This window comes from Aliivibrio fischeri, from assembly GCF_009727955.1.
Lineage (GTDB): Bacteria > Pseudomonadota > Gammaproteobacteria > Enterobacterales > Vibrionaceae > Aliivibrio > Aliivibrio fischeri_A.
The window spans coordinates 1142835-1168148 of record NZ_WOBR01000004.1 but is presented as its reverse complement, the minus strand read 5'-3'; the positions used below and the strand labels follow the sequence as shown (position 1 = coordinate 1168148).

General features: G+C 39.4%; 20 protein-coding genes. 10 read left to right on the top strand and 10 right to left on the bottom strand.

The window, feature by feature from the left end:
- Position 1: 1 nt before the first annotated feature.
- From secD to GNP81_RS08655, 3 genes are all read right to left on the bottom strand, one after another.
- A complete protein-coding gene (secD, locus tag GNP81_RS08665) occupies positions 2-1825 on the bottom strand; it encodes a protein translocase subunit SecD (protein WP_155673425.1) in 1824 nt (607 codons plus the stop codon).
- A 130-nt stretch (positions 1826-1955) separates the two neighbouring features.
- Positions 1956-2462, bottom strand: coding sequence for a hypothetical protein (locus GNP81_RS08660; RefSeq protein WP_336495396.1), 507 nt, complete (start codon positions 2460-2462; stop codon positions 1956-1958).
- A 115-nt stretch (positions 2463-2577) separates the two neighbouring features.
- Positions 2578-3480, bottom strand: coding sequence for a LysR family transcriptional regulator (locus GNP81_RS08655; protein ID WP_176721472.1), 903 nt, complete (start codon positions 3478-3480; stop codon positions 2578-2580).
- 136 nt (positions 3481-3616) lie between these two features.
- On the opposite strand from GNP81_RS08655, the gene GNP81_RS08650 reads away from it, so the two are divergent.
- From GNP81_RS08650 to GNP81_RS08630, 5 genes are all read left to right on the top strand, one after another.
- A complete protein-coding gene (locus GNP81_RS08650) occupies positions 3617-4657 on the top strand; it encodes an HlyD family secretion protein (protein WP_026029232.1) in 1041 nt (346 codons plus the stop codon).
- A gap of 2 nt (positions 4658-4659) precedes the next feature.
- On the top strand, positions 4660-6261 hold the full coding sequence (locus GNP81_RS08645) for a DHA2 family efflux MFS transporter permease subunit (protein WP_155673426.1): 1602 nt from the start codon (positions 4660-4662) through the stop codon (positions 6259-6261).
- A gap of 72 nt (positions 6262-6333) precedes the next feature.
- The gene (rsuA, locus tag GNP81_RS08640; RefSeq protein ID WP_005418437.1) at positions 6334-7038 is read left to right on the top strand and encodes a 16S rRNA pseudouridine(516) synthase RsuA; all 705 of its coding nucleotides are present in this window, start codon (positions 6334-6336) and stop codon (positions 7036-7038) included.
- Between the two features lie 166 nt (positions 7039-7204).
- Positions 7205-8410 (top strand): Bcr/CflA family multidrug efflux MFS transporter, encoded by a 1206-nt coding sequence (locus GNP81_RS08635; RefSeq protein WP_005418439.1) that lies wholly within the window; start codon positions 7205-7207, stop codon positions 8408-8410.
- Positions 8411-9091 (top strand): DUF2913 family protein, encoded by a 681-nt coding sequence (locus tag GNP81_RS08630; RefSeq protein WP_005418441.1) that lies wholly within the window; start codon positions 8411-8413, stop codon positions 9089-9091.
- A gap of 256 nt (positions 9092-9347) precedes the next feature.
- On the opposite strand, the gene GNP81_RS08625 is transcribed toward GNP81_RS08630, so the two are convergent.
- Positions 9348-10781, bottom strand: a complete 1434-nt coding sequence (locus GNP81_RS08625; protein ID WP_155673427.1) for a DUF2867 domain-containing protein — start codon at positions 10779-10781, stop codon at positions 9348-9350.
- 307 nt (positions 10782-11088) lie between these two features.
- Between GNP81_RS08625 and GNP81_RS08620 the strand changes: the two genes are divergently transcribed.
- The 5 genes from GNP81_RS08620 (at position 11089) to fabV (ending at position 18382) form a co-directional block, all read left to right on the top strand.
- Positions 11089-11760, top strand: coding sequence for an ABC transporter ATP-binding protein (locus GNP81_RS08620; protein ID WP_005418445.1), 672 nt, complete (start codon positions 11089-11091; stop codon positions 11758-11760).
- Positions 11741-14194, top strand: coding sequence for an ABC transporter permease (locus tag GNP81_RS08615; protein WP_155673428.1), 2454 nt, complete (start codon positions 11741-11743; stop codon positions 14192-14194). The genes GNP81_RS08620 and GNP81_RS08615 overlap by 20 nt, the downstream gene beginning before the upstream one ends.
- Complete coding sequence (locus GNP81_RS08610) at positions 14194-15315, top strand: lipocalin-like domain-containing protein (RefSeq protein ID WP_005418448.1); 1122 nt, start codon at positions 14194-14196, stop codon at positions 15313-15315. The genes GNP81_RS08615 and GNP81_RS08610 overlap by 1 nt, the downstream gene beginning before the upstream one ends.
- Before the next feature lie 163 nt (positions 15316-15478).
- Positions 15479-16627: a Na+/H+ antiporter NhaA gene (gene nhaA, locus GNP81_RS08605; RefSeq protein ID WP_155673429.1), complete on the top strand. Its 1149-nt coding sequence runs from the start codon at positions 15479-15481 to the stop codon at positions 16625-16627.
- Positions 16628-17179: 552 nt separating this feature from the next.
- Positions 17180-18382, top strand: a complete 1203-nt coding sequence (gene fabV, locus GNP81_RS08600) for an enoyl-ACP reductase FabV (RefSeq protein WP_011261553.1) — start codon at positions 17180-17182, stop codon at positions 18380-18382.
- Positions 18383-18540: 158 nt separating this feature from the next.
- Here the strand turns inward: fabV and GNP81_RS08595 are convergent, their stop codons facing one another.
- From GNP81_RS08595 to GNP81_RS08570, 6 genes are all read right to left on the bottom strand, one after another.
- Positions 18541-20223 (bottom strand): aspartate:alanine antiporter, encoded by a 1683-nt coding sequence (locus tag GNP81_RS08595; RefSeq protein WP_005418453.1) that lies wholly within the window; start codon positions 20221-20223, stop codon positions 18541-18543.
- Between the two features lie 146 nt (positions 20224-20369).
- Positions 20370-20633: a GrxA family glutaredoxin gene (locus GNP81_RS08590; protein WP_005418461.1), complete on the bottom strand. Its 264-nt coding sequence runs from the start codon at positions 20631-20633 to the stop codon at positions 20370-20372.
- A gap of 110 nt (positions 20634-20743) precedes the next feature.
- The gene (locus GNP81_RS08585; protein ID WP_011261554.1) at positions 20744-21601 is read right to left on the bottom strand and encodes a MurR/RpiR family transcriptional regulator; all 858 of its coding nucleotides are present in this window, start codon (positions 21599-21601) and stop codon (positions 20744-20746) included.
- 323 nt (positions 21602-21924) lie between these two features.
- Complete coding sequence (gene panP, locus GNP81_RS08580) at positions 21925-23568, bottom strand: pyridoxal-dependent aspartate 1-decarboxylase PanP (RefSeq protein ID WP_155672096.1); 1644 nt, start codon at positions 23566-23568, stop codon at positions 21925-21927.
- Between the two features lie 174 nt (positions 23569-23742).
- Positions 23743-24255, bottom strand: coding sequence for a hypothetical protein (locus tag GNP81_RS08575; protein WP_155672095.1), 513 nt, complete (start codon positions 24253-24255; stop codon positions 23743-23745).
- 136 nt (positions 24256-24391) lie between these two features.
- A complete protein-coding gene (locus GNP81_RS08570; protein WP_017018413.1) occupies positions 24392-25291 on the bottom strand; it encodes a LysO family transporter in 900 nt (299 codons plus the stop codon).
- Positions 25292-25314 lie beyond the last annotated feature (23 nt).

Here is a 25314-nt window from a genome sequence, read left to right as displayed (position 1 = left end):
CTTAAATCCTAACATCATGACGAGAATCACGACCCCAAACTAAATTGATAATGGCACGTGAAGCGAAGATGCCGGTGAACATACTGGTTAATAGACCTAAGCCCAGTGTTAATGCAAAGCCTTGGATAGGGCCGTTACCTATGGTGTATAGAACCACGGCGGTAATCATGGTGGTGAAGTTGGCATCGAAAATGGTACCAAATGCACTACTAAAGCCTCTATCAATGGCTTGAGCCAATGTTCGACCTTCTTTCTGTTTATCTTTAATACGTTCAAATATCAGTACGTTGGTATCAACTGCCATACCTACAGTCAGTACAAGACCTGCAATACCCGGAAGGGTAAGAACCGCACCCGGAATAAGAGCAAGCAGACCAAATAGCATTACCATGTTGCCAATAAGTGCAATGTTGGCAACCCAGCCTAAGCGACGGTACCACACCGCCATAAATAGCAGCGTTAAACCAAGACCAAGACCTAAAGCCGCAAAACCGTTTTGGATGTTTTCAGCACCTAGCGTTGGACCAATAGTACGTTCTTCCACGATGGTTACAGGCGCAGTTAATGAACCAGCACGTAGAAGTAGAGCAAGTTCTTGAGATTCTTGAAGCGAGCCAGAACCTGTGATTCTAAAGCGGCTGCCTAGCTGACTTTGAATTGTCGCAACACTGATGATTTGGTTACTTTGCTCTGTGTTACCTGCGCTATCACGGCTGTATTCGTTGTATGAGGTTGCCATTGGCTTGCCCACATTGTGACGAGAGAACTCAGACATGATTTTGCCGCCTGAACTATCAAGAACAATGTTTACTTCTGCCATGCCCATTTCACCAAGACTCGCACGTGCATCAACAATGTGATCACCTGTTAGTACTGGTTTTCTACCTACACGAACTGGTTGGCCGTTTTGGTCAGGAATAACCATTGTGCTGCCAGTGCCTTGTTCTTTTACTGCGTAGAAAGCAAGACTTGCTGTCGCACCGATAACGTTTTTCGCTGCTGCTGGATCTTGAACACCTGGAAGCTCGATACGAATGCGGTTTTCACCTTGACGCTGAACCAGTGCTTCGGTAATACCTAACTCTTCAATACGGCTACGCATGGTTTGAAGGTTTTGCTGTACTGTTAGATTACGTACGGCAATTTTTTCATCTTCTTTTAGCGTTAATTTAAGATCAAAACCGTCATCATTGGTGATTTGCCAAGTAGGGTAGTTTTTATGAATGAATTGACGAGCTGCGTGGCTTGCTTCTTCAGAAGGCAAGTGAACCACGAGCGTATCGCTGTCTACTTTTTGTAAGCGAACTGAGCGAATGCGTTCTTCACGTAGCTCTTGTTTTAGCGAGTCAGCTAATTCGTTACGTTGTGCTTGGTAAACTTGGTTTACGTCCACATCCAGTAAGAATTGCACGCCGCCACGTAAATCAAGGCCGAGTTTGATTGGTTCAAAGCCCATGTTTTGCAGCCAAGCTGGTGCAGCAGGTGCAAGAGACAATGCTAGTGTGGTGCCTTTTTGGCTTTCATCAATCACTGAACCTAGAATATCTTTAGCAGCAACTTGTTGTGCTTCATCTTTCAAAATAACGATGGTTTTATCGCCTTTTTGTTCGATGCGTTTTACGTTAATGCCTTGCTCGGTTAGGGTGTTTTGTAGTGATACAACCGATGGAATGTGTCCATCTTTGTTGGTGATTTGCACAGCGGCATCTTCACCATACCAAGTCGGGATCGCACTCAATAATAGAATAACAAGGGTCGTAATAAGTACGATGTATTTCCATTTAGAATAATGGTTCAGTCGTTGTATTGGTTGTTTTCTTTGCATAATAATTTCACCTCACATACGACAATGCGTATGCGAAAAAGTCACAAATCTAGCTAGATCAAATGCTTATATAGATTGGTATAAGTACAGAAATAACTAAGTGATAAATCGATGGATTTTGAGTGTGAAATTAAGCTGCAGGAAACAGTCGATGACTGTAGAGGAGGTTACTTTCTTTCCAAGCAGAGACTCGAGAAACCGATGAATAGCTGTATAACGCCCAATCAACACTTGGTTTTGGTTTTTCTTGATAACCAATGGTTAATTGTTCAGAAGGGATCGCTGGGATCTCTAATGCTAATTCATAAACAGGGAAAACTTCTTCTGGCTCATGGCGTGCTAGGTTTGCCATACGAGATGAGTTACCTACACCAAGATTAACATTATGGCCTTGAGAAGAATTTTGAGAATGGGAAGAGAGTGTATTGCTTGGAGTGTCAGCGACATTGCAAGTTAAGAAGTCAACTTGATGTGTCAATGACGGGTCTAAAGTAAGGTTCACTTGAATGGTAGAATGTTGCTCGATAGTGAAATCGGCAATCACGGTGTCACTGTTTTGCTGATATGAAGATGCCTGAGCAAGCGAACTTACCCCTAAGCATAAACAGATGATCAGTAATCGAAACAGTTGTACCACGAAAAATCCAGTGATGTGTAATAGACCATCGCATCGTATTCGATGAATGGCCTTACTGGCAAGTGAAATTAACGGATAAATAAAAATTGATGTAATTTTTGTTGTTTATTTCGCTTTATTTTCTTGATGCATTTTTGGATTCAAAGCGTTCAAGTACATGATCAATAAAGGCTCTTAAGCGTTTTGGTAGCAATTTATTTTGAGGAAATACCAAGCTAATAGCCACCCGTGGTAAATCCCAATCAGGCAAAATTCGTACTAACTCACCATTGTTAATGTGCTCACGGCAGATGAATTCAGGTAATGAAGCAATACCTAATCCACTCAAGCAGGCGGATTTACAAGCGGTAACGGTATTGACTTTTAAGCGGTAGGGTAAGTTAACTCGAATCGCTTTATCGACCTGATTAAAGTAAAGATTAGGCACTTTTACTGCATTAACTACTTTAATTTGATGGTGAGGGGCTTGGAGATCTTCAGGGGTTTGAATATAGCCATAGTTATTTAAATACTCAGGGCTAGCGGCAATAATACGCTCTGAAAAATCAATGGTTCTTGCCACTAAAGAAGAGTCGTTGATTTCCCCAATTTGTACGTATAAGTCGATACCATCACCAATAATATCCACTTCACGGTTGGTCATTTCAAGGTTAATCGAGACTTCTGGGTAACGTTTTAAAAAGCTATTGATGTAATCAGACATGACGTTATGTCCAATTTCTACTGGCATGGCTAGATTTAGATGACCACGAATGAGGTTTTGGTTTGCGGTGAGTTCTAACTCGGTTTGTTGCATGATATCGAGAACTTTTACGCTGGCTTGATAAAAGATTTCCCCTTCTTGAGTCAGGCCTAATTTTCGTGTTGAACGAGTGATGAGCTTCACACCTAGGTGCTCTTCAAGCTCTGCTAATTTTCGGCTTACTGTTGATTTTGTCATTCCGAGATTCGTTGCAGCTTGAGTAAAGCTACCTGAATCAACAACTTGGTTTAATAGTGTGATGTTATTTAAATCCATCATAAGGGCGTAACCTAATCATTAGTAAGAATTCTGCAACAGTGTTTCCTTTTTTTCCTATCTAATCAATTAATCTTTTTAGTTTTATACTCTCTATCCACAATATTAGAATTTTATAAAGATAGGTAAAGCCTCAGTGACTGAATTAAAAAAGAAGAAAAATAAAGCACCGTTAATCGCAACAGTCATTTTTATTTTATGTGGCGCCTTGGGTGCCGGTTATTGGTATGGCTACGGTCAGTATTTCCAATCAACGGATAATGCGTACCTTCAAGGCGATATCACGACAATCAGCTCAAAAGTAGGTGGTTATATTCAACAAACCTTAGTTGAAGATAATCAGAAAGTAAAAGCTGGGGATTTACTGGCAACCATTGATGACCGTGATTTTTTAGCTGAACAAGAAAAAGCGGAAGCCAATGTGGCTGTTAATGCGGCGGCAATTACGAATTTAAATGCTGAGCGTAAATTGCAAGATATCCGAATTCGTCAGGCTGCGAGCCAAATTGAATCGGCACAGGCGGATCTTGAGCGTGCTCAACAACAAGTAAAACGTACAAAAGCGTTAATTAAAAAGAATTACTCTTCACAAGATGAATTGGATAATAACGTTTCACATTTGAAAGTGGCGATTGCGAATCTAGATGCAGCAAAAGCGAATTACCAAGCATCGAAAGAGCAAATCAACGTAATTGAAAGCCAAATCGGTCAAGCAAATGCAATGCTAAACCAAGCAAAAACGGCGTTAGACCAAGCGAATTTGAATTTATCTTATACTAAGATTTACGCGCCAATTGATGGCATCGTTGGTAAACGCAGCTTACGTGAAGGCCTATTAGTTCAAGCAGGAATGCCATTACTTAGCTTGGTTCCAACCAAAGAAGTGTGGATTGAAGCGAACTTTAAAGAAACACAGCTAGAAAAAATTCATCATGGTCAAAAAGTGTTTGTCGATCTTGATGCTTACCCTGATCTGCACCTAAAAGGGATTGTAGAAAGCTTCTCGCCAGCAACTGGTGCTAAATTTGCGCTTCTGCCACCAGAGAACGCAACGGGTAACTTTACGAAAATTGTGCAACGTGTGCCGGTTAAGATCAGCATTTTAAATACTGATTTACTGGATGGTAAATTAATCCCGGGTCTGTCTGTGGTTGCGACTGTTGATACCCGAGGTTAAGCATGAGTCAATCGGTAAGTATTCCTAAAGGTGAAGTGGTTGAAAAACCACTTGAACCTGAGATCCCACGTCGTCATTGGATAGCATTATTTGGTGGTTTGATTGGTGCCTTTATGGCGATCCTTGATATCCAAATCACCAACTCATCTTTAAAAGACATTCAAGGTGCATTATCGGCAACCATGGATGAGAGTTCTTGGATTTCCACCTCTTATCTTGTTGCTGAAATGATAGCGATTCCATTAAGTGGTTGGTTGTCTGTAGCGCTTGGTAAACGTCGTTATCTAACATGGACAACCGTCGTATTTACCGTTGCTTCACTACTGTGTTCTTTTTCATGGAACATGGGCTCGATGATTGTGTTTCGTGCCATTCAAGGGTTTAGTGGTGGTGCGTTAATTCCTCTTGCGTTTTCCCTTGTAGTTCATTTATTACCTGTGAACAAACGTGCGGTGGGGATGGCTCTGTTTGGGGTAACGGCGACCTTTGCTCCTTCTATTGGTCCAACGCTTGGTGGTTGGTTAACTGAGCATTTCTCTTGGCATTACATTTTTTATATCAACCTACCACCAGCAATCGCTTTATTGTGTATGGTGAATTACGGTCTGGATGATGAGCCATTAAAGCTAGAAAGCTTATTGAAGGCCGATTGGCTTGGTATTATCACGATGGCGATAGGTTTGGGTTGTTTAGAAGTGGTACTTGAAGAAGGGAACCGTGAAGAATGGTTTAGCTCAAGCTTTATCATTACGTTGTCTATTATCTCAGTTATCAGCTTAACCTATTTTATTATCAATGAGTTGCAGCATAAAAAACCATTGGTGAACTTGCGGTTATTAACACAAAGTCAGTTTGCCATGTCGTGTATTGCGTATTTGATTTTGGGTATGGCGCTGCTGGGTTCTATCTATGTGTTGCCAATGTATATGATCCAAATTCAAGGTTATAACGCCTTGGAGATTGGTGAAGTACTAATGTGGATGGGTTTTCCTCAATTATTGATCTTCCCATTAGTGCCGAAATTAACGCAGATCATTAAAGCAAAATATTTGGTGTTCTTTGGTTTCTCTATGTTTGGTATTAGCTGTTTTGTAAATACACACATGAGTTATTTATTTGGTGGTGATCAGCTTATTTTCTCCATGATATTACGTGCGATTGGCAGTCCGTTTATTATGGTTCCTTTGTCATTGGTGGCAATGGAAGGGATCCAAAAACAAGAAGTGGCCGATGCATCAACCATTACTAATGTTCTGAGAAACCTTGGTGGTGCGTTCAGTATTGCGTTTATTGCGACGTTATTGGACAACAAAACACGTGAGCATTTGGCGCACATTAAAGAAACGTTAACTAGTGTGAGCACGGATGGTTGGTATCAATTAAACCAGAGTGCGGCGATGTTTGTAGCTAAAGGCAGCGATCCGACAACGGCAATGCAGCAAGCCAAAGCATCATTGACGTTAACTATGCAGCGAGATGCGGCGATCATGGCGTATAATGATGTCTTTTTTATGATGTCCTGCTTCCTTGCTTTTGCTGCGGTTTTGATGTTTTTTGTTAAATCGAATGGCAAGCCTGATCCTATGGCCGGCGGCGCACACTAACAAATCTGGGTTGATGCTCGCATCTTTAAAAGGTTTGGGTATAATGCGCCAGAATATTGAAATGAGGTTCTCATGCGTTTAGATAAATTTTTGTGCGAAACATTAGGTGCCACTCGTAAAGAAGCAACTCGAATCATTAAAAGTGGTACGGTTACTGTTGATGGCGTGAAAACAAAAGTAACATCTGTAAAAGTAACAGATGATTCAACAGTTGAATGGGATGGACGTGAACTGAAATTCCATGGCCCTCGCTACATTATGCTATTTAAACCAGATGGTTATGTATGTTCTCATGAAGACAGTACGCACCCATCTGCACTCTCTTTATTAGATGAAGTGAATCTTGAGAAGCTGCATTTTGCAGGCCGTCTTGATGTAGACACTACCGGTTTAGTACTTATTACGGATGACGGTCAATGGTCACATAAGATCACATCACCAAAACGTAAATGTGCGAAAACATACCGTGTATGGCTTGCTGATCCAATTGGTGCTGATTACGCTGAGAAATTGGAAGCGGGTATTCAGCTTAAGAGCGAAAAAGATCTAACGATGCCAGCAGTAATGGAAATTGTTGATGAAGAAGAACACGAACTTCTATTAACTATCCATGAAGGTAAATACCACCAAGTTAAGCGTATGTTTGCTGCTTTAGGCAATAAAGTTGAAGGTTTACACCGTGCTCAAATCGGTGGTTTAGGTTTGGATTATTCTCTAGAACCAGGCGAGTACCGTTACTTAACTGAAGAAGAAGTTGAAGCGGTGTTTGGCGAATAATTGATCTGCCTTATCAATCCAATATTAAAAACGGCGTGGCATTTATGTCTCGTCGTTTTTTTTTGTAAATTCTTACAAAGAGATCGAATATAAAAGGCGCACTATAGTAGAGCGTGATACTATTTGAACTCCTGTCCTGCTGTTTTATTTTATTGGTATCGCCGTTATGTCATCCGCTGAAACTGCTCTTTCTGAGCCCCCAAAATTAAGCATACTATTAGTTATTATTTTAGGTGCAATTTCTGCACTTACTCCATTAGCTATTGATATGTATGTACCTGCGATGCCAAGTATTGCTTCTGATTTAGGCGTTACTTCTGGTTCAGTACAGATGACATTAACCGCTTATACTGCGGGTTTTGCCATTGCCCAATTGATTCATGGCCCATTAGCTGACAGTTATGGTCGACGCCCAGTCTTGATTATTGGCACGGTTTTATTTGCTATTTGTGCGGTCATTGGTGCTTTAGTCGGTGGCATTGAATCCTTGATGTACATTCGTGTTTTACAAGGTGTTGCTGGTGCGGCTTCTGCGGTAGTGGTTCAAGCTATTGTTCGTGACATGTTTAATAAAGAAGATTTCGCACGAATGATGGCATTCATTACTTTGGTGATGACAGTAGCGCCTCTGGTTGCCCCTATGGTGGGTGGACACATGGCGGTGTGGTTTGGCTGGCGTTCTATTTTCTGGTTGCTAGCGGGTTTTGCTGTGCTGATTATTTTGGCTATTTTATGGCGTATTCCTGAAACCTTAACAGAAGAGAACCGTTCACCGTTTAGGCTAATGACGTCACTACGAAATTACCGCTCGTTATTTAAAAACCCCGTATCTCTTGGTTTGATTTTTTCTGGTGCGTTCTCTTTCGCTGGTATGTTCTCATTTTTAACCGCTGGCTCGTTTGTTTACATTGATATTTATGGTGTGAGTGTTTCGAACTTTGGTTATCTGTTTGGCCTTAATGTGGTGTTCTTAATTATTATGACCACGATCAATGGCCGCATTGTTAAGAAAATGGGCTCACATAACATGGTGAAACTAGGTATTTCAATCCAGTTATTCGCGGGTATTTTGATGGTTGTAGGTCAATTACTTGATTGGGGTTTATGGGGTACAGTGGTTCCAGTTGTTTTATTTGTTGGTTGTATTTCTACCATAGGTAGTAACACCATGGGCTTATTATTAAGTCACTACCCTAAAATGGCAGGTACAGCATCATCATTAGCGGGTACCTTACGTTTTGGTACTGGCTCATTGGTTGGGGCGTGTATTGCAATGTTCCCTTCTGATTCGGCTTGGCCTATGGTAAGTTCCATGGCAGCATGTTCTATATTATCTTTTGGTTGTTATTTTGTGTTTGGACGAAAAGCGTAAATGAGTAAAGAAAAAAAAGCAGTTGATTATTATCAAGAAATTCAACGAGTAATTAATAGTGCTCTTGGTGATTTACAAGAGTCTAAAGACAGTGGCCGTTTACCTAAAAACCCGGTAAGTGCAAACCACTTTTTAATTCGTTGGGTAACAACTGCAATTAAGTCTCAACGTTTTGCACATTGCGTTGCAAAAGATTTGATGACTTGGCAAAAAGAAGGGCGTACAAAAGGGACTGGTACTCAATTACCTGTGCGTTTTGAACAATACTCTCGTTTATACGCTGAGTTAGCGCCTGTTGAGCAAGCGGCATCTATTTCTAAATCTGCGATTATGGCGTGGAGCGAATCGTTAGAAGAGAAAGAGTGGTGCGTAACGACTGAATATGAAGTATTAGAAAAAGCCTCGCTGTTTTCTGATGGTGACCATTCATTCATTATTTGTTCTACTCAACTTGAATCATGCTTTGATGCTGAAAGTGAAGAGTTAATTAAACCACTGACTTGTTATGTTCGTGGTAATCACCATGAGTTTGTTGAATCTGCTTTTGAGCATGGATTAATGGTGCATAAGCGCTCGGATTACAAATCAAAAGTGAAGTACCATGGAGAGTACTTAATTTACCCTCATAACCACGGTACTCAGCTAGGTGAAATTCCATTTTCATTTAATGTGAAAAAATAATCGATTATCGAGATTGGATGGGCTCTTAGTAGAGCCCATTTTTTATTTTTCCTATTCTAATACCAATCTACATAAGTATTTGATCATTCTTGCTTGTTAAAATCGATTATATCAGCGTTATAAATTTTGTAATTAGAGCCACTAGTTACTGTAATTTATGCCTTGCTATAATCGATTCTTTCTACGCAATTATCTGAACAACTACTTATCCAGAATGGTATAACTTCTTTTATCCTTTTTATCCTTTTTATCCTTTTTATTCTTTTTCGGCTTTTTTACATATCGCTTTTACCATGCCTTTGAAAATAAAAAGGTGTGCAGGAAACATCGCAAACCAATACATTAATCCCCAAAACCCTTTTGGGTGCCACCAAGCACGAACATCTAACTCTCTGGTGTTGTTTTCAAGCTCTTTTATTGAAAATTCGAGTCGTCCTAACCCTGGGGCGGTCATTCCAAATAATAGGGATAAAAATTCGTTGTTTTCACAACGGATCACTTTCCAAGAATCAATGTAGTCACCCAGTTGCAGCTGATCTGATTTTGGTTTTCTTCGTATAGGAAAAGAGCCGCCAAGCAGTGGATCAAGCCACTCTCTGGTTCGCCATAGTCCATTGGCAAAGAAGTAGCCTTCAGGCCCTCCAAGTCGCAATATCACTTTCCACAGTGAACTAGCCGATGCGTTAGTTGTAAAACTGGCTCCGGCTTGTTTAGGGTAGTAACCGTAATCGGGTTGCCAGCGACGCAGTGCACTTGGGTCAAATCCCCATATTTCACCTTGTAGACTATTGGTAGAAGTATGATTAGCCAATTTCAATGCTTCAGATAGTGGGGTGAGAGTTTGAGGCATGAGTTGCTGTATTTTGGAGTTATCTGCAAGTAAATCATGGTCTATCCCTGCGAGAAGCGCACGTCCTAACTCTGATGGAACCGAGGTAATAATACCAAGCCATAACCCAGCAAATTTGGGTGAAATAAAACGAGTGGGAATAATTTTTATGGGTTTATTAAGTCGTTTAGCCAGAAGTTGAAAAAGTTGAAAGTAGGTAACGGTATCTGGTCCTCCAGCTTCTAGGGAAAGTGAATCATTAACTTCGATATCAAGACATTGAATGAGGTAATCATTTAGATTATCAATGGCGATAGGATTGGCTTGAGAATGAATCCATTTAGGACAGAGAATGATGGGTAAGTGATTGATAAAATCGGTCATGATCTCAAGAGCTGCAGAACCTGCTCCGATAATAATACCCGATTGAATTTCGATGGTGGTGATGCCGGTAGAGCGAAGAATTTCCCCGGTTTTTTGTCGAGCCAGTAAATGCTGTGACTGATGATTCTCTGGTTGTAATGCGCTTAAATAGATAATCCGTTTCAGTTGGGATTGTTTGGCGGCATCTGCAAAATTTTGAGCTAAGGAGATTTCGTAATTAATAAAATCGTGACCGTGTGACATACCATGTACTAAGAAATAACCAATATCACAATCAGACAATAGTGGTTCGATTGTTGTTTTATCTTCTAAATCAAGGTATTCACAACGTAAGTTAGGATGGTGCTGAACTCTATCTGTTAAATACTGGATATTTCGGGCACAGGCAATAACCTGATGCCCTTGCTCTAATAACAGCGGAATTAACTGAGATCCTATGTACCCTGATGCACCAACAATAATTATCCTATGAGTCATTTGTAAGAATCCATCCTTTTCCTAATTGCTTTTTTTATTAATACTATTTGATTCTAGTATAATTTATGACCATCTACTTAATTTAATCATTACTTTTGAGACATGATGAAATGAATAAGTGAACTGGAAAATTTATTTAATGAAATCAAAAAAATAGATTTAAGAATTGAGTAGATAAGTGGCAAAAGTTAGCATTATGTTCGATATCTGTGTCGAACTGCGAGTTAGGCCATAAAAAGCTTTAAGAAGTAAGGGGAATAGTGTAGATTCTGTTACCGATATCACAATACATCTTTTGAGAGGGGATATGTTAAAGCTGACAAACCTGAATAAAGGTTATTTGGATGGTGGCGAGTTTCATCCAATCCTTCAAGGGGCAGAATTAACAATTGAGCAAGGAGCTCAGATAGCATTAATGGGCGAAAGTGGCTCAGGAAAAAGCACCCTCTTAAATCTTATCGCAGGCCTAGATAGTGTAGACAGTGGTGAAATTAATATCGCTGGTTTTTCAATGCACGCCCCTGAACAAAGTTCTCGAACTTCTTACCGTAGAAACAATATTGGCTTAGTATTTCAACAGTTTAACCTTCTTCCTACGTTAAGCGTGGCAGATAACATTCGTTTTTGTCGCCAACTTAAAGGGTTAAGAGACGATGATGCGTTATGGCGTCAAATTATCTCAGCTCTTGATCTTATGCCTCTACTTGGTCGTTACCCTGAAGAAATTTCTGGTGGACAACAGCAACGAGCTGCGATTGCTCGAGCTTTGTATATGGAGCCAAAATTATTACTTGCGGATGAGCCAACAGGCAGCCTAGATGAAAAAAATGCAGAAGCAGTAATGCGTTTGTTAACACGATTATCTCGTGATCTTCATTGCACACTTTTATTGGTGACTCACAGTGAGAAAGTGGCAGAGCATATGGATGGTTTAGTTAAACTTCAGGGAGGCTTACTGAATGTTATTTCCGGTAGCTAAAGCGCTTCTTGGACACTACCGTAAACATCCGTTGCAAATCTTTTTAGTGTGGCTTGGTTTAACACTCGGAGTTGCTTTACTTGTTGGTGTTCTAGCGATAAACCATCACGCTAAAGTCAGTTATAGCGAAGGCGAAAAGCTTTTCTCAAACCCTTTTCCTAATCGTATTCGCTCTATTCAAGATAATGTTGTTATCCCTCAGGCGTTTTATATTAATTTACGTCGAGCTGGTTACACCTCTTGCATGCCTATACAAACCTTGCATTTAGAAACCAATGAAAAGATTGATATCTCTATGGTTGGTATCGATCCTATTGCCTTAATGCAAATATCATCAGGGAACTTAGCAAACACAGACAATATGTTGTCTTTAATGCGTCCTCCATTCCCGGTATTGATCAGTCAGCCTTTAGCTTCGTATTTTAGCTTAAAAGATGGCGATTATATTGAGCTAAAAAACCAATCCAATATTGGCCCCGTTATTGTTGATAAACAAAATCGACTGGCGGGCTCTCGACTGTTTTCAGATATTGCACTGACTAAGATGTTAGGCCACAAAGCAGGCTTTAGTATCATTCTTTGTGGAGAGATGTCTGAGCAGAAAAAAGAGCGTCTGGAGCGTATGCTTCCTAGAGGGCTGCAACTGGAAACCCATAAAGAATCTGGCTTAACGGCGTTAACGAATGCTTTCCACACCAATTTACTCGCGATGGGAATGCTCTCTTTTATCGTTGGTCTCTTTATTTTCTATCAAGCCATGTCGCTCTCTTTTGTACAGAGACAGCCGTTGGTTGGGACGCTACGTCAAATCGGTGTATCAACCAAAGAATTGATTATGGCCATGAGCCTCGAAGTGATCATTTGGATCATTATTGGCTGGATAAGTGGTAACTTTTTTGGCTTATTGTTGGCAAATGAATTAATGCCGACGGTATCGAACAGTTTGTATTCTTTGTATAACGCTGAAGTGGATTTACTAATCTCATGGAGTTGGGATTGGAGTTATCAAAGTCTACTAATGGCCGTATTAGGGTGTGTATTAGCTTGCGGTTGGCCGTTGTACCGTCTTTTAACCATTGAGCCAATTCGTTTAACTGCTCGTCTATCCTTAGCTCGTTTTGCAGGTAAAGAGTTTGAAGTTCAAGCTATCATCGCTTGTGTGATTTTGGTTGCTTCTTATCTGATAAATTTATTACCTCATAGCCACAGAAATGGGTTTATGTTGATTGGCTTCTTAATGATAAGTATTGGGTTGTTAACCCCGTTTATTATTTGGAAGTTTTTTGATTGGCTTTCTTATACATTGCCATCAGCAAAAGCTCGTTGGTTCTTCTCTGATTCAGCGGCAAGCTTAAGTTATCGTGGTGTGGCGGCAATGGCCTTTATGCTTGCGCTAGCCTCTAATATTGGCGTGGAAACCATGGTGGGCAGCTTTAGAGCAACCACTAACAATTGGTTAGAGCAACGTTTGGCTGCTGATATCTATATTGAACCAAGTAAAGCGTCGGCTGGACGAATCAGTTATTGGTTAGAAAAACAACCTGAAGTGAAGTCTGTGTGGCGTCAGTGGAAGATTGATTATCAAACAGAGTTCGGCAATTTAGAGATCATCAGTACCGGTTCTACTGAGGGTGAGAAAAATGCGTTAACCATGAAAGTGGCGATTCCTGATTACTGGTATTCGCTTCATCATGGACGCAATGTATTAATCAGTGAATCTATGTCATTGAAATGGGACCTAAAACCGGGTGATTATATCGATCTTCCTGCTCCTATGGGGAACAATTGGCAGATTTCTGGGGTGTATTATGATTACGGAAATCCGTATAACCAATTGTTACTCTCTCATGGAACGTGGTTAAAAGCGTTTGGCGGTCAGGGTAAAACCGGGATTGGTGTTGTGCTAACGGATCAATCAAAAAGAACCGAATTAATTGGGCGAGTATTAAAACAGTATCGATTATCTGCAGAGCAGGTTAGCGATAATAATAATATTCAAATACAGGCAATGCGTGTGTTTGATAGAACATTTATTGTTACGGGAACCCTTGGTAATCTGACGCTAGTTATCGCTGTTTTTGGTCTGTTTTTTGCCACATTGGTTGGTGAAATATCACGACAAAGACAAACTGCATTACTGCGATGTTTAGGACTGTCTGGCAAAGAGTTGGTGCTGCTTGGTGGCTTACAGTTGTTGGTTATTGGCTTATTTACCATTCTTATTGCATTGCCGTTAGGGCTGATTTTGTCACAGTTATTGATTGATATTGTTATGAAATACGCTTTTGGTTGGACAATGGAAATCCATTACTTCCCTAAAGAATATACCATTACGTTCTTATGGACTTTACTGGCCTTAACTGTTGCTGGCGCTGGAACCATTTGGAGAGTAACAAAGCGACAAGCCATTACTTCATTAAGGGAATCTTTGTAATGCAAAACCAAAATAAAAAGAACAGTAGCTTGATAATATCAGTGCTGATTTTGATTGCTATTTTAGGTTGTGCTCTCGCTTATTACTTTAATTGGCAGCAGATAAACGTAGAAAGAAACGGGGAAGCAAGCACCATCTTTTCTCATACGGATGGGGCTTTTTTTGAACCCGTTTTACCTGATACTCCCATCGTTTTTCCTAAAGATTATCAAGAACATCCTGAATATCAGCATGAAAAATGGCTAATGACGGTGAATGCCAAAAATCAAAATGGTGATGCGATTGGCATACAGTGGAGTATGTTTAGAGTTTCTAATGACGATAGAGAAACTAAGGGGTGGTTAGATCCTCGTTTGTATATTGCTAAGGTCGTGATAACAACGAAAAACGGTAAATGGTTTGCTGAACGTTTAGCTCGTGGTGGTATTGGACAGGTAGGGATAAGCCAACGCCCATATCGAGTTTGGATTGATGATTGGGAATGGAGAAGTTTAGGTAGAACACCATTTCCAGGGCGATTAGCGGCATCTTCTGATGATTTTTCTCTAAAGTTATCTCTTAATTCCAATACGTTCCCTGTTCTGATGGGGGAAAATGGCTATTTAAAGAAACACGATTTTCTTCCTATCGCTTCTTATGAATACATAGAGCCTTTTATTGCTGTGCGCGGCAGCGTTACCTTCGATAATCAAACTTATACGATTACAGGACAAGGTTTATTAGAGCATGAATGGGCGAGTGGCTTTTTTGATGAAAATCAGTATGGCAGAGATTGGTTTGTTGTTAATTTGGATAATCAAACTAAGTTAGTAGTGACACAATATCGATACCAAGATCATCCTCCATATCAATTTGGCGCCTTATTGAGAAAGGATGGCAGTTATACGTTACTTAGTGAAGAAGATCTCACTTTACAAACTTTACCTGCTCGCCAACTAAAAAATGGTCGAAAAGTGCCGCTACAATGGATTATAAATATTCCAAAATACGATATTAATTTAACCACTCAAGTAATGAGAAATGAACAGTGGTTAGATGCATTTATTCCTTATTGGCAAGGACCAATAACAACAACGGGTTCACATCAAGCTTCTGGATTCATGCAATTAGCAGGATATTAATTGATTGAATATAGACGATGCGAATAAAACGCGGTAAAACGCTTAACACTTCGGTTTTTCCGACGTTTAAGCTCTGAACAAGCGATTATTCTTGATATTGATCAACGGGTAGACTTTTCTTATTCGTTTTTCAGTAAACCATAATTATAAGCAAGGACATCTTATGAGTGATGTTATTAAGAATTTTTTCAAATTAGAATCTGCCGGTGGGATTCTGTTAGTGATCGCAGCTGCGATTGCTATGGTGATTGCAAACTCTTCATTAGCACCAATGTACGATACATTTTTACATTCTTATATCGGTGGAATGTCAGTATCACATTGGATTAATGATGGTCTAATGGCGGTCTTCTTTTTATTGATCGGATTAGAAGTTAAAAGAGAATTATTAGAAGGTGCATTAAAGTCGAAAGAAACCGCTATCTTCCCTGCAATTGCAGCGGTAGGTGGTATGTTAGCTCCTGCTTTAGTTTACGTTGCATTTAATATGGGCGATCCTGAAGCGCTTTCTGGTTGGGCAATTCCTGCTGCAACGGATATTGCGTTTGCATTAGGTATCATGGCGCTTCTTGGGAATCGAGTTCCTGTTAGTCTTAAAGTATTCTTACTTGCTCTAGCAATTATTGATGACTTAGGTGTTGTTGTTATTATCGCTTTCTTCTACACAAGTGATCTTTCTGTTCTTGCTCTTGTAATTGGTTTTGTAATGACAGGTTTACTGTTCTTATTAAACGCAAAACACGTATCAAAGATCCGCTGGTACTTACTGGTTGGCTTTATCCTATGGGTGAGTGTGCTGCAATCAGGTGTTCACGCAACATTAGCTGGCGTGGTTCTTGGTTTTGCTATTCCTCTTAAGGGCAATAAAGGTGAGCGTTCGCCACTGAAACATATGGAACATGCTCTACACCCTTATGTTGCGTTTGCTATCCTTCCTGTGTTCGCATTTGCTAATGCTGGTATTTCTCTAGAAGGTGTGTCACTTGATAGCTTGACAACGACATTACCTCTAGGTGTTGCTTTAGGTCTGTTTCTTGGTAAGCCTCTGGGTATCTTTAGTTTCAGTTACCTTGCCGTTAAATCAGGTGTTGCGAAACTGCCAACTGGCGTAAACATGAAGCATATCTTCGCAGTATCTGTGCTATGTGGTATCGGCTTTACTATGTCTATCTTCATCTCATCACTGGCATTTGGTGGTGTGAACCCTGAGTTTGATAAACTGGCTCGCTTAGGTATCTTGATGGGCTCTACATTGGCAGCGGTTGTGGGTTATGTGTTGTTAAGTATCTCATTACCAAAGAAAGCAGCATAAACCTGTTGTCTTAAAATAAGTGTTGATAAATACCTCGCAAATAGCGGGGTATTTTTTTGGACAAAAAAAAGCCCAAACAATAAATTGAATGGGCAAAAGGAATATAAGGAATTATGAAAAAGCTATAGTTGATAAGATAAAACTTGGCGGCCTGCTAAATTTTAGAATTCATCATCAACGGGTATAAAATCAGACTAGCGATTTTTCTCTTAGTTCAATAAATATTCGATCTTTTTTAAATTATTTTTTGCGTATTGATTTGTAAAGAATATAGGTCCAGATAAAGAAAAACCCGTTACCTATAATGCTAAAATTAGCGAGATAACGGGCTTCTTGAATATATCAAGAAAAAGCAGTGGAATTATGAACATAAATTCAGACTGCCGCTTTTTCTAATAGTTCAAAAAAAGTGAAGATAATTCCATTTTTTTTGTAAAAACCATTTCTACACCTCCAACCACTCACTATTTTGACAAAAATTGTCATAAATGGGATGCGAACTGGAGAAGAACCTTTTATCCTACAAGGTAATTATTAGAAGGAAAGTTGAATATGATCATCAAACCTAGAATTCGTGGATTCATTTGTACAACCACTCACCCTGTTGGTTGTGAGCAAAACGTAAAAGAGCAAATCGCATTAACTAAAGCTCAAGGCCCAATTGCTAACGCACCAAAACGTGTATTAGTTGTTGGTTCTTCAAGTGGCTACGGTCTATCTTCTCGTATTACAGCTGCTTTTGGTGGTGGTGCATCAACCATCGGCGTATTTTTTGAAAAAGCGGGTACAGAGAAGAAACCAGGTACAGCTGGTTGGTATAACTCTGCGGCTTTTGACAAATTTGCAAAAGAAGAAGGTTTATACTCTAAAAGTTTAAATGGCGATGCTTTCTCTAATGAAGCAAAACAAAAGACGATTGATCTAATTAAAGAAGATTTAGGTCAAATCGATATGGTTGTTTACTCATTAGCATCTCCTGTACGTAAAATGCCAGAAACAGGTGAAGTGATCCGTTCTTCACTGAAACCTATCGGCGAAACTTACACAGCGACAGCAGTAGATACAAATAAAGACGCTATCATTGAAGCATCAGTTGAGCCTGCGACAGAGCAAGAGATCAAAGATACTGTTACTGTAATGGGTGGCGAAGACTGGGAACTGTGGATTAATGCATTATCAGAAGCTGGCGTTTTAGCTGATGGTTGTAAAACGGTTGCATACAGCTACATCGGTACTGAGCTAACATGGCCAATCTACTGGGATGGTGCTTTAGGTCAAGCTAAGATGGATTTAGATCGTGCAGCAACAGCGCTAAACGAGAAACTATCTGCAACAGGTGGTACAGCAAACGTAGCAGTACTAAAATCTGTAGTGACACAAGCAAGTTCTGCAATTCCTGTTATGCCACTGTACATCGCAATGGTATTCAAGAAAATGCGTGAAGAAGGCGTACACGAAGGTTGCCAAGAGCAAATTCTACGTATGTTTAGCCAACGTCTATATAAAGCAGATGGTTCAGCAGCAGAAGTTGATGAGAAGAACCGTCTACGTTTAGATGACTGGGAACTTCGCGAAGATATTCAACAACACTGTCGTGATCTATGGCCTCAAGTAACAACTGAGAACCTAAAAGACCTAACTGACTATGTTGAGTACAAAGAAGAGTTCTTAAAACTATTTGGCTTTGGTGTTGACGGTGTTGATTACGATGCTGATGTTAACCCTGAAGTAAACTTTGATGTTGCTGATATCTAATATCAATCTACATAAGTATTTGATCATTCTTGCTTGTTAACATTATCTGAATAACCACTTATCTAGAATGGTTTAATCAGTAAACAAAAGAGAAAATAAAACCCCAGAGTGAATGTTCATTCTGGGGTTTTTTATTGGTTTCAATAAATGGGTTCGTATTATGCTAGGAGTATCATAATGGTACCGGCAACGGTCATTAAGATATTGGCAATCGCATAGGTACCAGCGTAACCCAGTGCTGGGATGGTGCTGCGAGCGTGTTCGTTAACTACGTCCATTGCTGGTCCACAAGTACGAGCACCGATAATTGCACCAATCAATAAAGCACGGTTCATATTAAGAATATAGGCACCAACAAGGTAGGCTAAAATTACTGGGATCACGCTGACAATAAATGCAGCAGCAAGTACTTTTAAGCCATCTTCAGAGAAGTATTCATTAATATTGCCACCAGCACTTAATCCAATACCCACCATGAACACTAATAAACCAAGGTTTTTAGTCATATTAAGTGCCCCTTGCGGTACATAACCAAAGGTAGGGTGGTTTGCTCTTAAGAAGCCTAATGTGATACCTGAAATCAATAGACCAACGGCATTACCTAAACCAAATGTAACTTGGCCAAAGCTCATGGTGATCATCCCGAACATGATGCCAAGGATAAAGAAACTACAGAAAGCTAATAAATCAGATACTTGGCTATGAATAGAGATAAATCCAATTTTGTCTGCTAGGTAGTGAACTTTGCTTTTTTCACCACTCACTTGAAGAATATCACCTTTCGCCAATACGATATCGTGTTCAATTGGCATTTCAATTTGTGCACGAACCACACGGTTAAGGAAACAGCCGTATTCAGAAAGGTTTAATTCTGAAAGGCGCTTACCGGCGATATTATCGCTTTTAACTACGATCTCTTCTTCCGCAATGCGTAAATCTAATAAGTTACGGTCAAATACTTCTTTCCCGTTTCTAAAGCTTGAATCGAGACGAGCATGACTATCTGGATAACCTACAAGTGCAATTTCATCACCTTGTTGCAAAATGTAGTCACCATCGGGGTTGGCTAAAATACCGTTACGACGAATACGTTCAATGTGACAACCCGTTTGGCGGTGAATACCTAGCTCACGTAAGTTTTTACCATCAGTCCAGTCGATTAGCTCTTGGCCAACACGATAAGCACGAATGATTGGTAGGTATACTTTTCTCTGGCCTGCACTTCCTATGCCACGTTCTTGAGCAATTTGCATTGCGCTGTCTTGTAGATTTTGTTTTTGCAATTTCGGGAGTAAACGAGCCAAAAGGATAAGGCTAGTTAAACCGATTAAATATGAGAAAGCATAACCGACACTTAAATTGTCAATTACCTTACTAAAATCGACACCTTCAGGCAGGGCTGCTAAACCAGAATTCAATGCATCTTTTGCACCCACTAATACAGGCGTTGCTGTTAATGCGCCTGCCATCATACCTGTAGATAAACCGTAATCTAAACCAAAATAATGGCCAGTTAAAAAACTAAGCGATACGGCTGAAACCAATACAACAAGTACCAGTAAAAGGTAGTGTTTACCATCTCGTAGGAAGATACCAAAGAAGTTTGGTCCAGCCTCGATACCAACACAAAAGATAAATAGCATAAAGCCAATATTGAGAGAGTCAGCGGTAAAAGTATAACCAAGACTTCCCATAAAGAGGGCGGTGATAAGAACACCAATAGAACTGCCTAGTTGAAAACTACCAATCCTAAGTTTAGCTATGAATAAGCCAAGAGCGAGAACAACGAATAAAAGTAAGATATCGTTTTGCGATAACAATGTCGCAACATCAATGTTCACTGTATTTTGCCTGAAATATGGAGTAAGAAAGTGTGACGTAAGTCTAACTTAAAAATGGCGAATGTATAACCATATTTAGAAATAAAATTAAAAAAAAATCACCGTTTGGGAGCGGTGATTTAATTTTATAAATTAGCTATTTGAAATTAATCAAAAAGACCTAAATTTTCTTTTGCGTACGCTTCAAATTCAGTACAACCGCCAATGTGTTTTTCATCGATAAAGATTTGAGGAACCGTTTCAACTGGTTTACCTACTGTCTTTTCTAAGTCTGCTTTTGAGATACCTTCAGCGTGAATATCAACATAGCGGAATTTAAAATCATCACGTTTTTCAGTTAGTGTTTCAGCGTGTTCTTTAGCTCGAACACAGAATGGACAACCAGGACGACCAAAAATAACAACAAACATAGCTTTCTCCAAAATTATTAGCGGATATGGTTCGCAATCAATAGGTTAACTATGCCTATCAATATGAATTAAGTAAAGATGATTATGCCTTTTAGATTGATAGGTAAAACCTATTGGTAGCGTTCATCTTTTCCATAGCGAGAATCTTTAAGTGCTTCTTTAACTCGTTTCAGGTTGTCTCTAAAACCAACACCACGACGTAATGTGAAGCCAGTTGCTAAAACATCAATAACGGTCATTTGAACCACACGACTTGCCATTGGCATATATACGTCAGTATCTTCTGGCACATCTAAACAAATAGCTAAAGATGCCATTTTTTCAAGAGGTGAATCTTTTGCTGTAATAGCAATAACCGTTGCACCATTTGATTTAGCAAGCTCTGCTATTTCAACCAGGCTTTTTGTTCGACCTGTGTGTGAGATTAAAACAACCACATCATTTTCAGTGCTGTTGATGCAGCTCATTCGTTGCATAACGATGTCGTCAAAGCAAGCAATTGGAATATTAAAACGGAAGAATTTATTCATCGCATCGTGTGCAACAGAAGCTGATGCCCCAAGACCAAAGAACGAAATCTTTTTAGCTTGAGTTAAAAGGTCAACTGCACGGTTTACTTGCATTGGATCTAAGCTATTTTTGGCTACATCAAGACACGCCATTGTTGATTCGAAGATCTTGTGCGTATAAGCATCTGGGCCATCGTTTTCTTCAACATTACGGTTTACATAAGGCGTACCGTTAGCAAGGCTTTGTGCAAGATGAAGTTTAAAGTCTGGGAAGCCTTTTGTATCTAATCGACGGCAAAAACGGTTTACCGTTGGCTCACTAACGTCAGCCATTTTAGCTAAAGTTGCAATGCTTGAATGAATTGCTGTTTGAGGTGAGGCCATAATTACTTCAGCTACTTTGCGCTCTGATTTGCTGAAGTTATCTAAATTATTTTGTATTTTTTCAATGGTATTCATATGCGCTCTTCTACATTTTTAATTTGATATAACCTTAACCAGAGTGATTTGAAAAAAGACACTTTGGTTAAGATTATCTGTTAGATTAAGTATATACGTTTGTTTACTTAGCCTCTAACAATTGGCCTCGTTGATTGTATTTTAATAACAATAATATGACAGATCTCTAAAAACACTTTCAATTTAGAAAGTGTTTTTTCGTTATAAATACGACAAAACTAAAATTTTATCGAAAATTCTGTGATTAAGTTTCAGTATGAAAGGAAATGAATTACAAAAAAGTTAGGTTGTTTCATATTCATAAAACAACCTATATAGAAGAATTAACGAAGGATTTTATCTACAATTTGGTTTAATAGAGGTAAAGATATTTCACTGCTGCTTGCAATTTCTCTTTGCTCAATTAATACATTTTGCAGTATTTCTTTTGTGGTTAATGGGTTTGCCAATACCACTCTGAAAACGATGGTTGGTTGATGTTGATAAACTTCAGGCGTTAATCGAGTTCGAGAAACAAAAGATTTTCCTGTTTCACGTTGTGTTTTTTGAATGTACTTGGTGAGATTATCCAAGTGCTCATAAATCTCAATTTTTTGCTCGTCAGTCGCAACTGCCAACGCCGCTTTCACGTGACTTGGAACATAACGATAAGTCAGCAAGCACAGCTCAGGCTCTGTAATGAGTTCAAAATCGTCTTGTTGTTGAATTAAATCAGCAAAATAGTGGGCTTTCTCAATACTTTGATTGATTAATAATTCATAGCCAGGACGACTGATCACATTGAAGCAAGAGTAGAGCAACATTGCCATACCACTTCGAGAGCCTTCTAATGTATGACGCCCTAAATCTTTAGAACCTTTACGAAGAATGTACTCAGCATGATGCTGAATAGAAGACATTAATTCAGGATCTTTAAAGATAACCATACCAGCACCCATTGGCACGTATAGCTGTTTATGTGCATCAATAGTGACTGAGTCTGCTAAATCAATACCATCTAATAGGTGTCGATACGTATTCGACATCAATGTAGCACCACCCCAAGCTGCATCAACATGAAAATGACAGCCTTCGCGTTGAGCAATGTTTGCTAATTCACGCAGTGGGTCAATTGAACCTGTTTCGGTTGTACCTGCAACACCGACGATAGCCAATGGCTTAATATTTTTTGCTTTTACTTGGGCAATTTTTAGCTCTAAATCATCAAGGCAAACACGATTGTTATTGTCGGTTTTAACGGCAATAACACCATCTTGACCAATGCCAAGTACATCAGCAGCTTTTTTCAGAGAGTAGTGACCTCGTTCTGAAACGAAAATCGCTAAGCCATTACATTTGTAGTGAGTAAGAGCAGCAAAAAGTCCTTGTTTGGCAATGCCTTCAAAATCACCTTCTGGTTTTAATAGGCGATTTCTTGCAACCCATAGTGCAGTAATGTTGGCGATGGTACCGCCAGAACAAAAAGCGCCTAAAGAGTGATCAGCACTGTGCATCCAGTGTTGATAGAAGTTGTCTTTCTGACCAAAAATCAAACGGTGTAACATACCAAGAACTTGACGCTCTAGTGGCGTAAAAGCTTTTGATGTTTCAATTTTCACCAAATTTTGATTTAGGGCAATCATGATTTTAGAAAGCGGCATTAAAAAGTAAGGCAACGCCGATGTCATGTGTCCAATAAAACTAGGTGCAGAGGTATGAACGGATTGAGATACAAGTGTATCTAATAAGTGCTCAGTATGTTCTGACACATAGGTCGGAGATTCTGGCATTGATGAATCGGTAAAATCTTTTTCGATTTCAGTCAATGGCTTTTCTTCGGCAACAATATGCTCTCTTAAAAATTGATTTAAGTTCTGTGAAAGTTCTTTTTCAATTATTCCAAGAGTCGAATCGGGAGCTTCCGGAACAGTAAAAATTCGCAGCAGGCTTTCAAAGTTCGCATCTGCTGTTTTGTTGTCTGTTACCATGGTATCTGTTCTATTTGTTGATGATTGAAAAGTAAAGAGGGTGGTTCTTTACAGGCTCTGAGGGCACAATTTAGAACAAAATGACGAAAATGTCTTGTGTAAAATGTGCCTCATCGAGTCTTGAGGGTAGGATTTACCACCAAAAATGAATGAGTGGTGATAAATTAATCAATATTATTGGCATTTAATCATGCTGATATCGGTCATTTTTTGATTGTAAGCTTTTAGTGGTGCATCAATCGTTTTTGGATGACTGAGAATATCTGCAAAAGCAGAACGTAATTCATAATTTTGTTTATGTGGCTGTGATTGACGGTCATCGAAGGTTGCTTTGGCTATTTTACCTAACTCATCATCATGGCTTGCTAATTCTTTCACTTCTTTTTGAGAAAGTTGTAACCACGACTCTATTGATTGATTGGTTTTGACTTTTTCAGGTGCGTTTTCAAGATAGTAATTCACTGCGGCACGGTTTAGTTCAAAGTGATGTTTGCGTCCTTCAAGAAACCAGTCACCAACGCTTTGTAGGTTTGGATCTTTTTTCACGGTAATGGCAATGAGTTCTTGATACCAAGTTAAGGATGCATCTATATATTGACTGTATTTGTCGCTTAAACATTGAGTATCTGCAGCTTGAGCTGACGTCGTAAGCAATGCAAAAGGTAAGATTAGAGCGGCAAGTTTCATTTTAAATCCTTATAAATGAATCGTAATTATCAATTTGTGATTGTAAATTGAGTGTAACTAAATGCAATTGAAACGATTCACAGTGTGATGCTTCCCACTTAATCTAATGTGAATAATGTTTTTCTGCTTCGAACACTTAAAGAGAAACGAAGAATAGCATTAAAAAAGGAACTGATAGACTCAGTATAAAACCACTCACAATGGCAATGGGAACACAACGAATACCGCCACAGTTTTGAATCACAGGAAGTGTAAAATCCATTGCTGTTGCTCCGGCATAACCAATAGAGGTGACTGGATAGCGATGAATTAAGGTTGGGATTAAAAGTAGTGCAACTAACTCACGGAAAAGTTCATTTAAGAATGCAGCGCCACCATATACTGGACCTAAAGCATCACCCATTAAAATACCTGCAAGTGAATACCATCCAAAACCAGAAGCCATTGCTAATCCATGTGGTAATGGGATATCAAGGATAAGAGCACCAATGATGCCACCCACAAAAGAGGTCGACATAATAACTGCGGCAATAATGATACCGTGTTTATTTAATAGGATCTGACGAAGAGTAAGGCCACTATTACGTAATTGAATACCGATCAAAAATAGAAGTAGCAGCAGAATTATCTCACTTGCTTGCTCTACCCAGCTTAAATCGATACCAGAAAGCAAACCAAACACAAGACCACCAGCTACGGCTAATAACAGTTTTGCTGATTCTAAAATCATTTTAAATAGAGGTAGTGAGTTTTTATTACCTTCAGAATTCAATGGGAATAGCTTATCCATGATAGGAAGAATAGCTAAGTTACATACGCTAATTGCGACAAAGAAAGTGACGGTAATCGTTAAGATCTGATTGAGGTTTTGGGCAAGGTTATCTAAAGCCGCAAGACTTAAGCCCATAAGAGCTAGGATAACCGTAACTAGGTGACTGGTTGCAGCATTAATATGTTGAAGTGGCTTCTTCGTATGAAGAGGGATTAAATAGCCTAAAAGCAATGGTAAAAAAACAAATAACATTCCAGAAAACATAATAATAAACCCAACTTTTGAAG

Bases quoted from the DNA above. Each gene is read 5' to 3' on its own strand.
- GNP81_RS08570 (WP_017018413.1), bottom strand. From the start codon at position 25,291: ATGTTTTCTGGAATGTTATTTGTTTTTTTACCATTGCTTTTAGGCTAT.
- nhaA (WP_155673429.1), top strand. From the start codon at position 15,479: ATGAGTGATGTTATTAAGAATTTTTTCAAATTAGAATCTGCCGGTGGG.
- GNP81_RS08635 (WP_005418439.1), top strand. From the start codon at position 7,205: ATGTCATCCGCTGAAACTGCTCTTTCTGAGCCCCCAAAATTAAGCATA.
- GNP81_RS08620 (WP_005418445.1), top strand. From the start codon at position 11,089: ATGTTAAAGCTGACAAACCTGAATAAAGGTTATTTGGATGGTGGCGAG.
- GNP81_RS08590 (WP_005418461.1), bottom strand. From the start codon at position 20,633: ATGTTTGTTGTTATTTTTGGTCGTCCTGGTTGTCCATTCTGTGTTCGA.
- GNP81_RS08625 (WP_155673427.1), bottom strand. From the start codon at position 10,781: ATGACTCATAGGATAATTATTGTTGGTGCATCAGGGTACATAGGATCT.
- secD (WP_155673425.1), bottom strand. From the start codon at position 1,825: ATGCAAAGAAAACAACCAATACAACGACTGAACCATTATTCTAAATGG.
- GNP81_RS08615 (WP_155673428.1), top strand. From the start codon at position 11,741: ATGTTATTTCCGGTAGCTAAAGCGCTTCTTGGACACTACCGTAAACAT.
- GNP81_RS08645 (WP_155673426.1), top strand. From the start codon at position 4,660: ATGAGTCAATCGGTAAGTATTCCTAAAGGTGAAGTGGTTGAAAAACCA.
- GNP81_RS08575 (WP_155672095.1), bottom strand. From the start codon at position 24,255: ATGAAACTTGCCGCTCTAATCTTACCTTTTGCATTGCTTACGACGTCA.
- GNP81_RS08630 (WP_005418441.1), top strand. From the start codon at position 8,411: ATGAGTAAAGAAAAAAAAGCAGTTGATTATTATCAAGAAATTCAACGA.
- panP (WP_155672096.1), bottom strand. From the start codon at position 23,568: ATGGTAACAGACAACAAAACAGCAGATGCGAACTTTGAAAGCCTGCTG.
- GNP81_RS08655 (WP_176721472.1), bottom strand. From the start codon at position 3,480: ATGGATTTAAATAACATCACACTATTAAACCAAGTTGTTGATTCAGGT.
- GNP81_RS08585 (WP_011261554.1), bottom strand. From the start codon at position 21,601: ATGAATACCATTGAAAAAATACAAAATAATTTAGATAACTTCAGCAAA.
- fabV (WP_011261553.1), top strand. From the start codon at position 17,180: ATGATCATCAAACCTAGAATTCGTGGATTCATTTGTACAACCACTCAC.
- GNP81_RS08610 (WP_005418448.1), top strand. From the start codon at position 14,194: ATGCAAAACCAAAATAAAAAGAACAGTAGCTTGATAATATCAGTGCTG.
- rsuA (WP_005418437.1), top strand. From the start codon at position 6,334: ATGCGTTTAGATAAATTTTTGTGCGAAACATTAGGTGCCACTCGTAAA.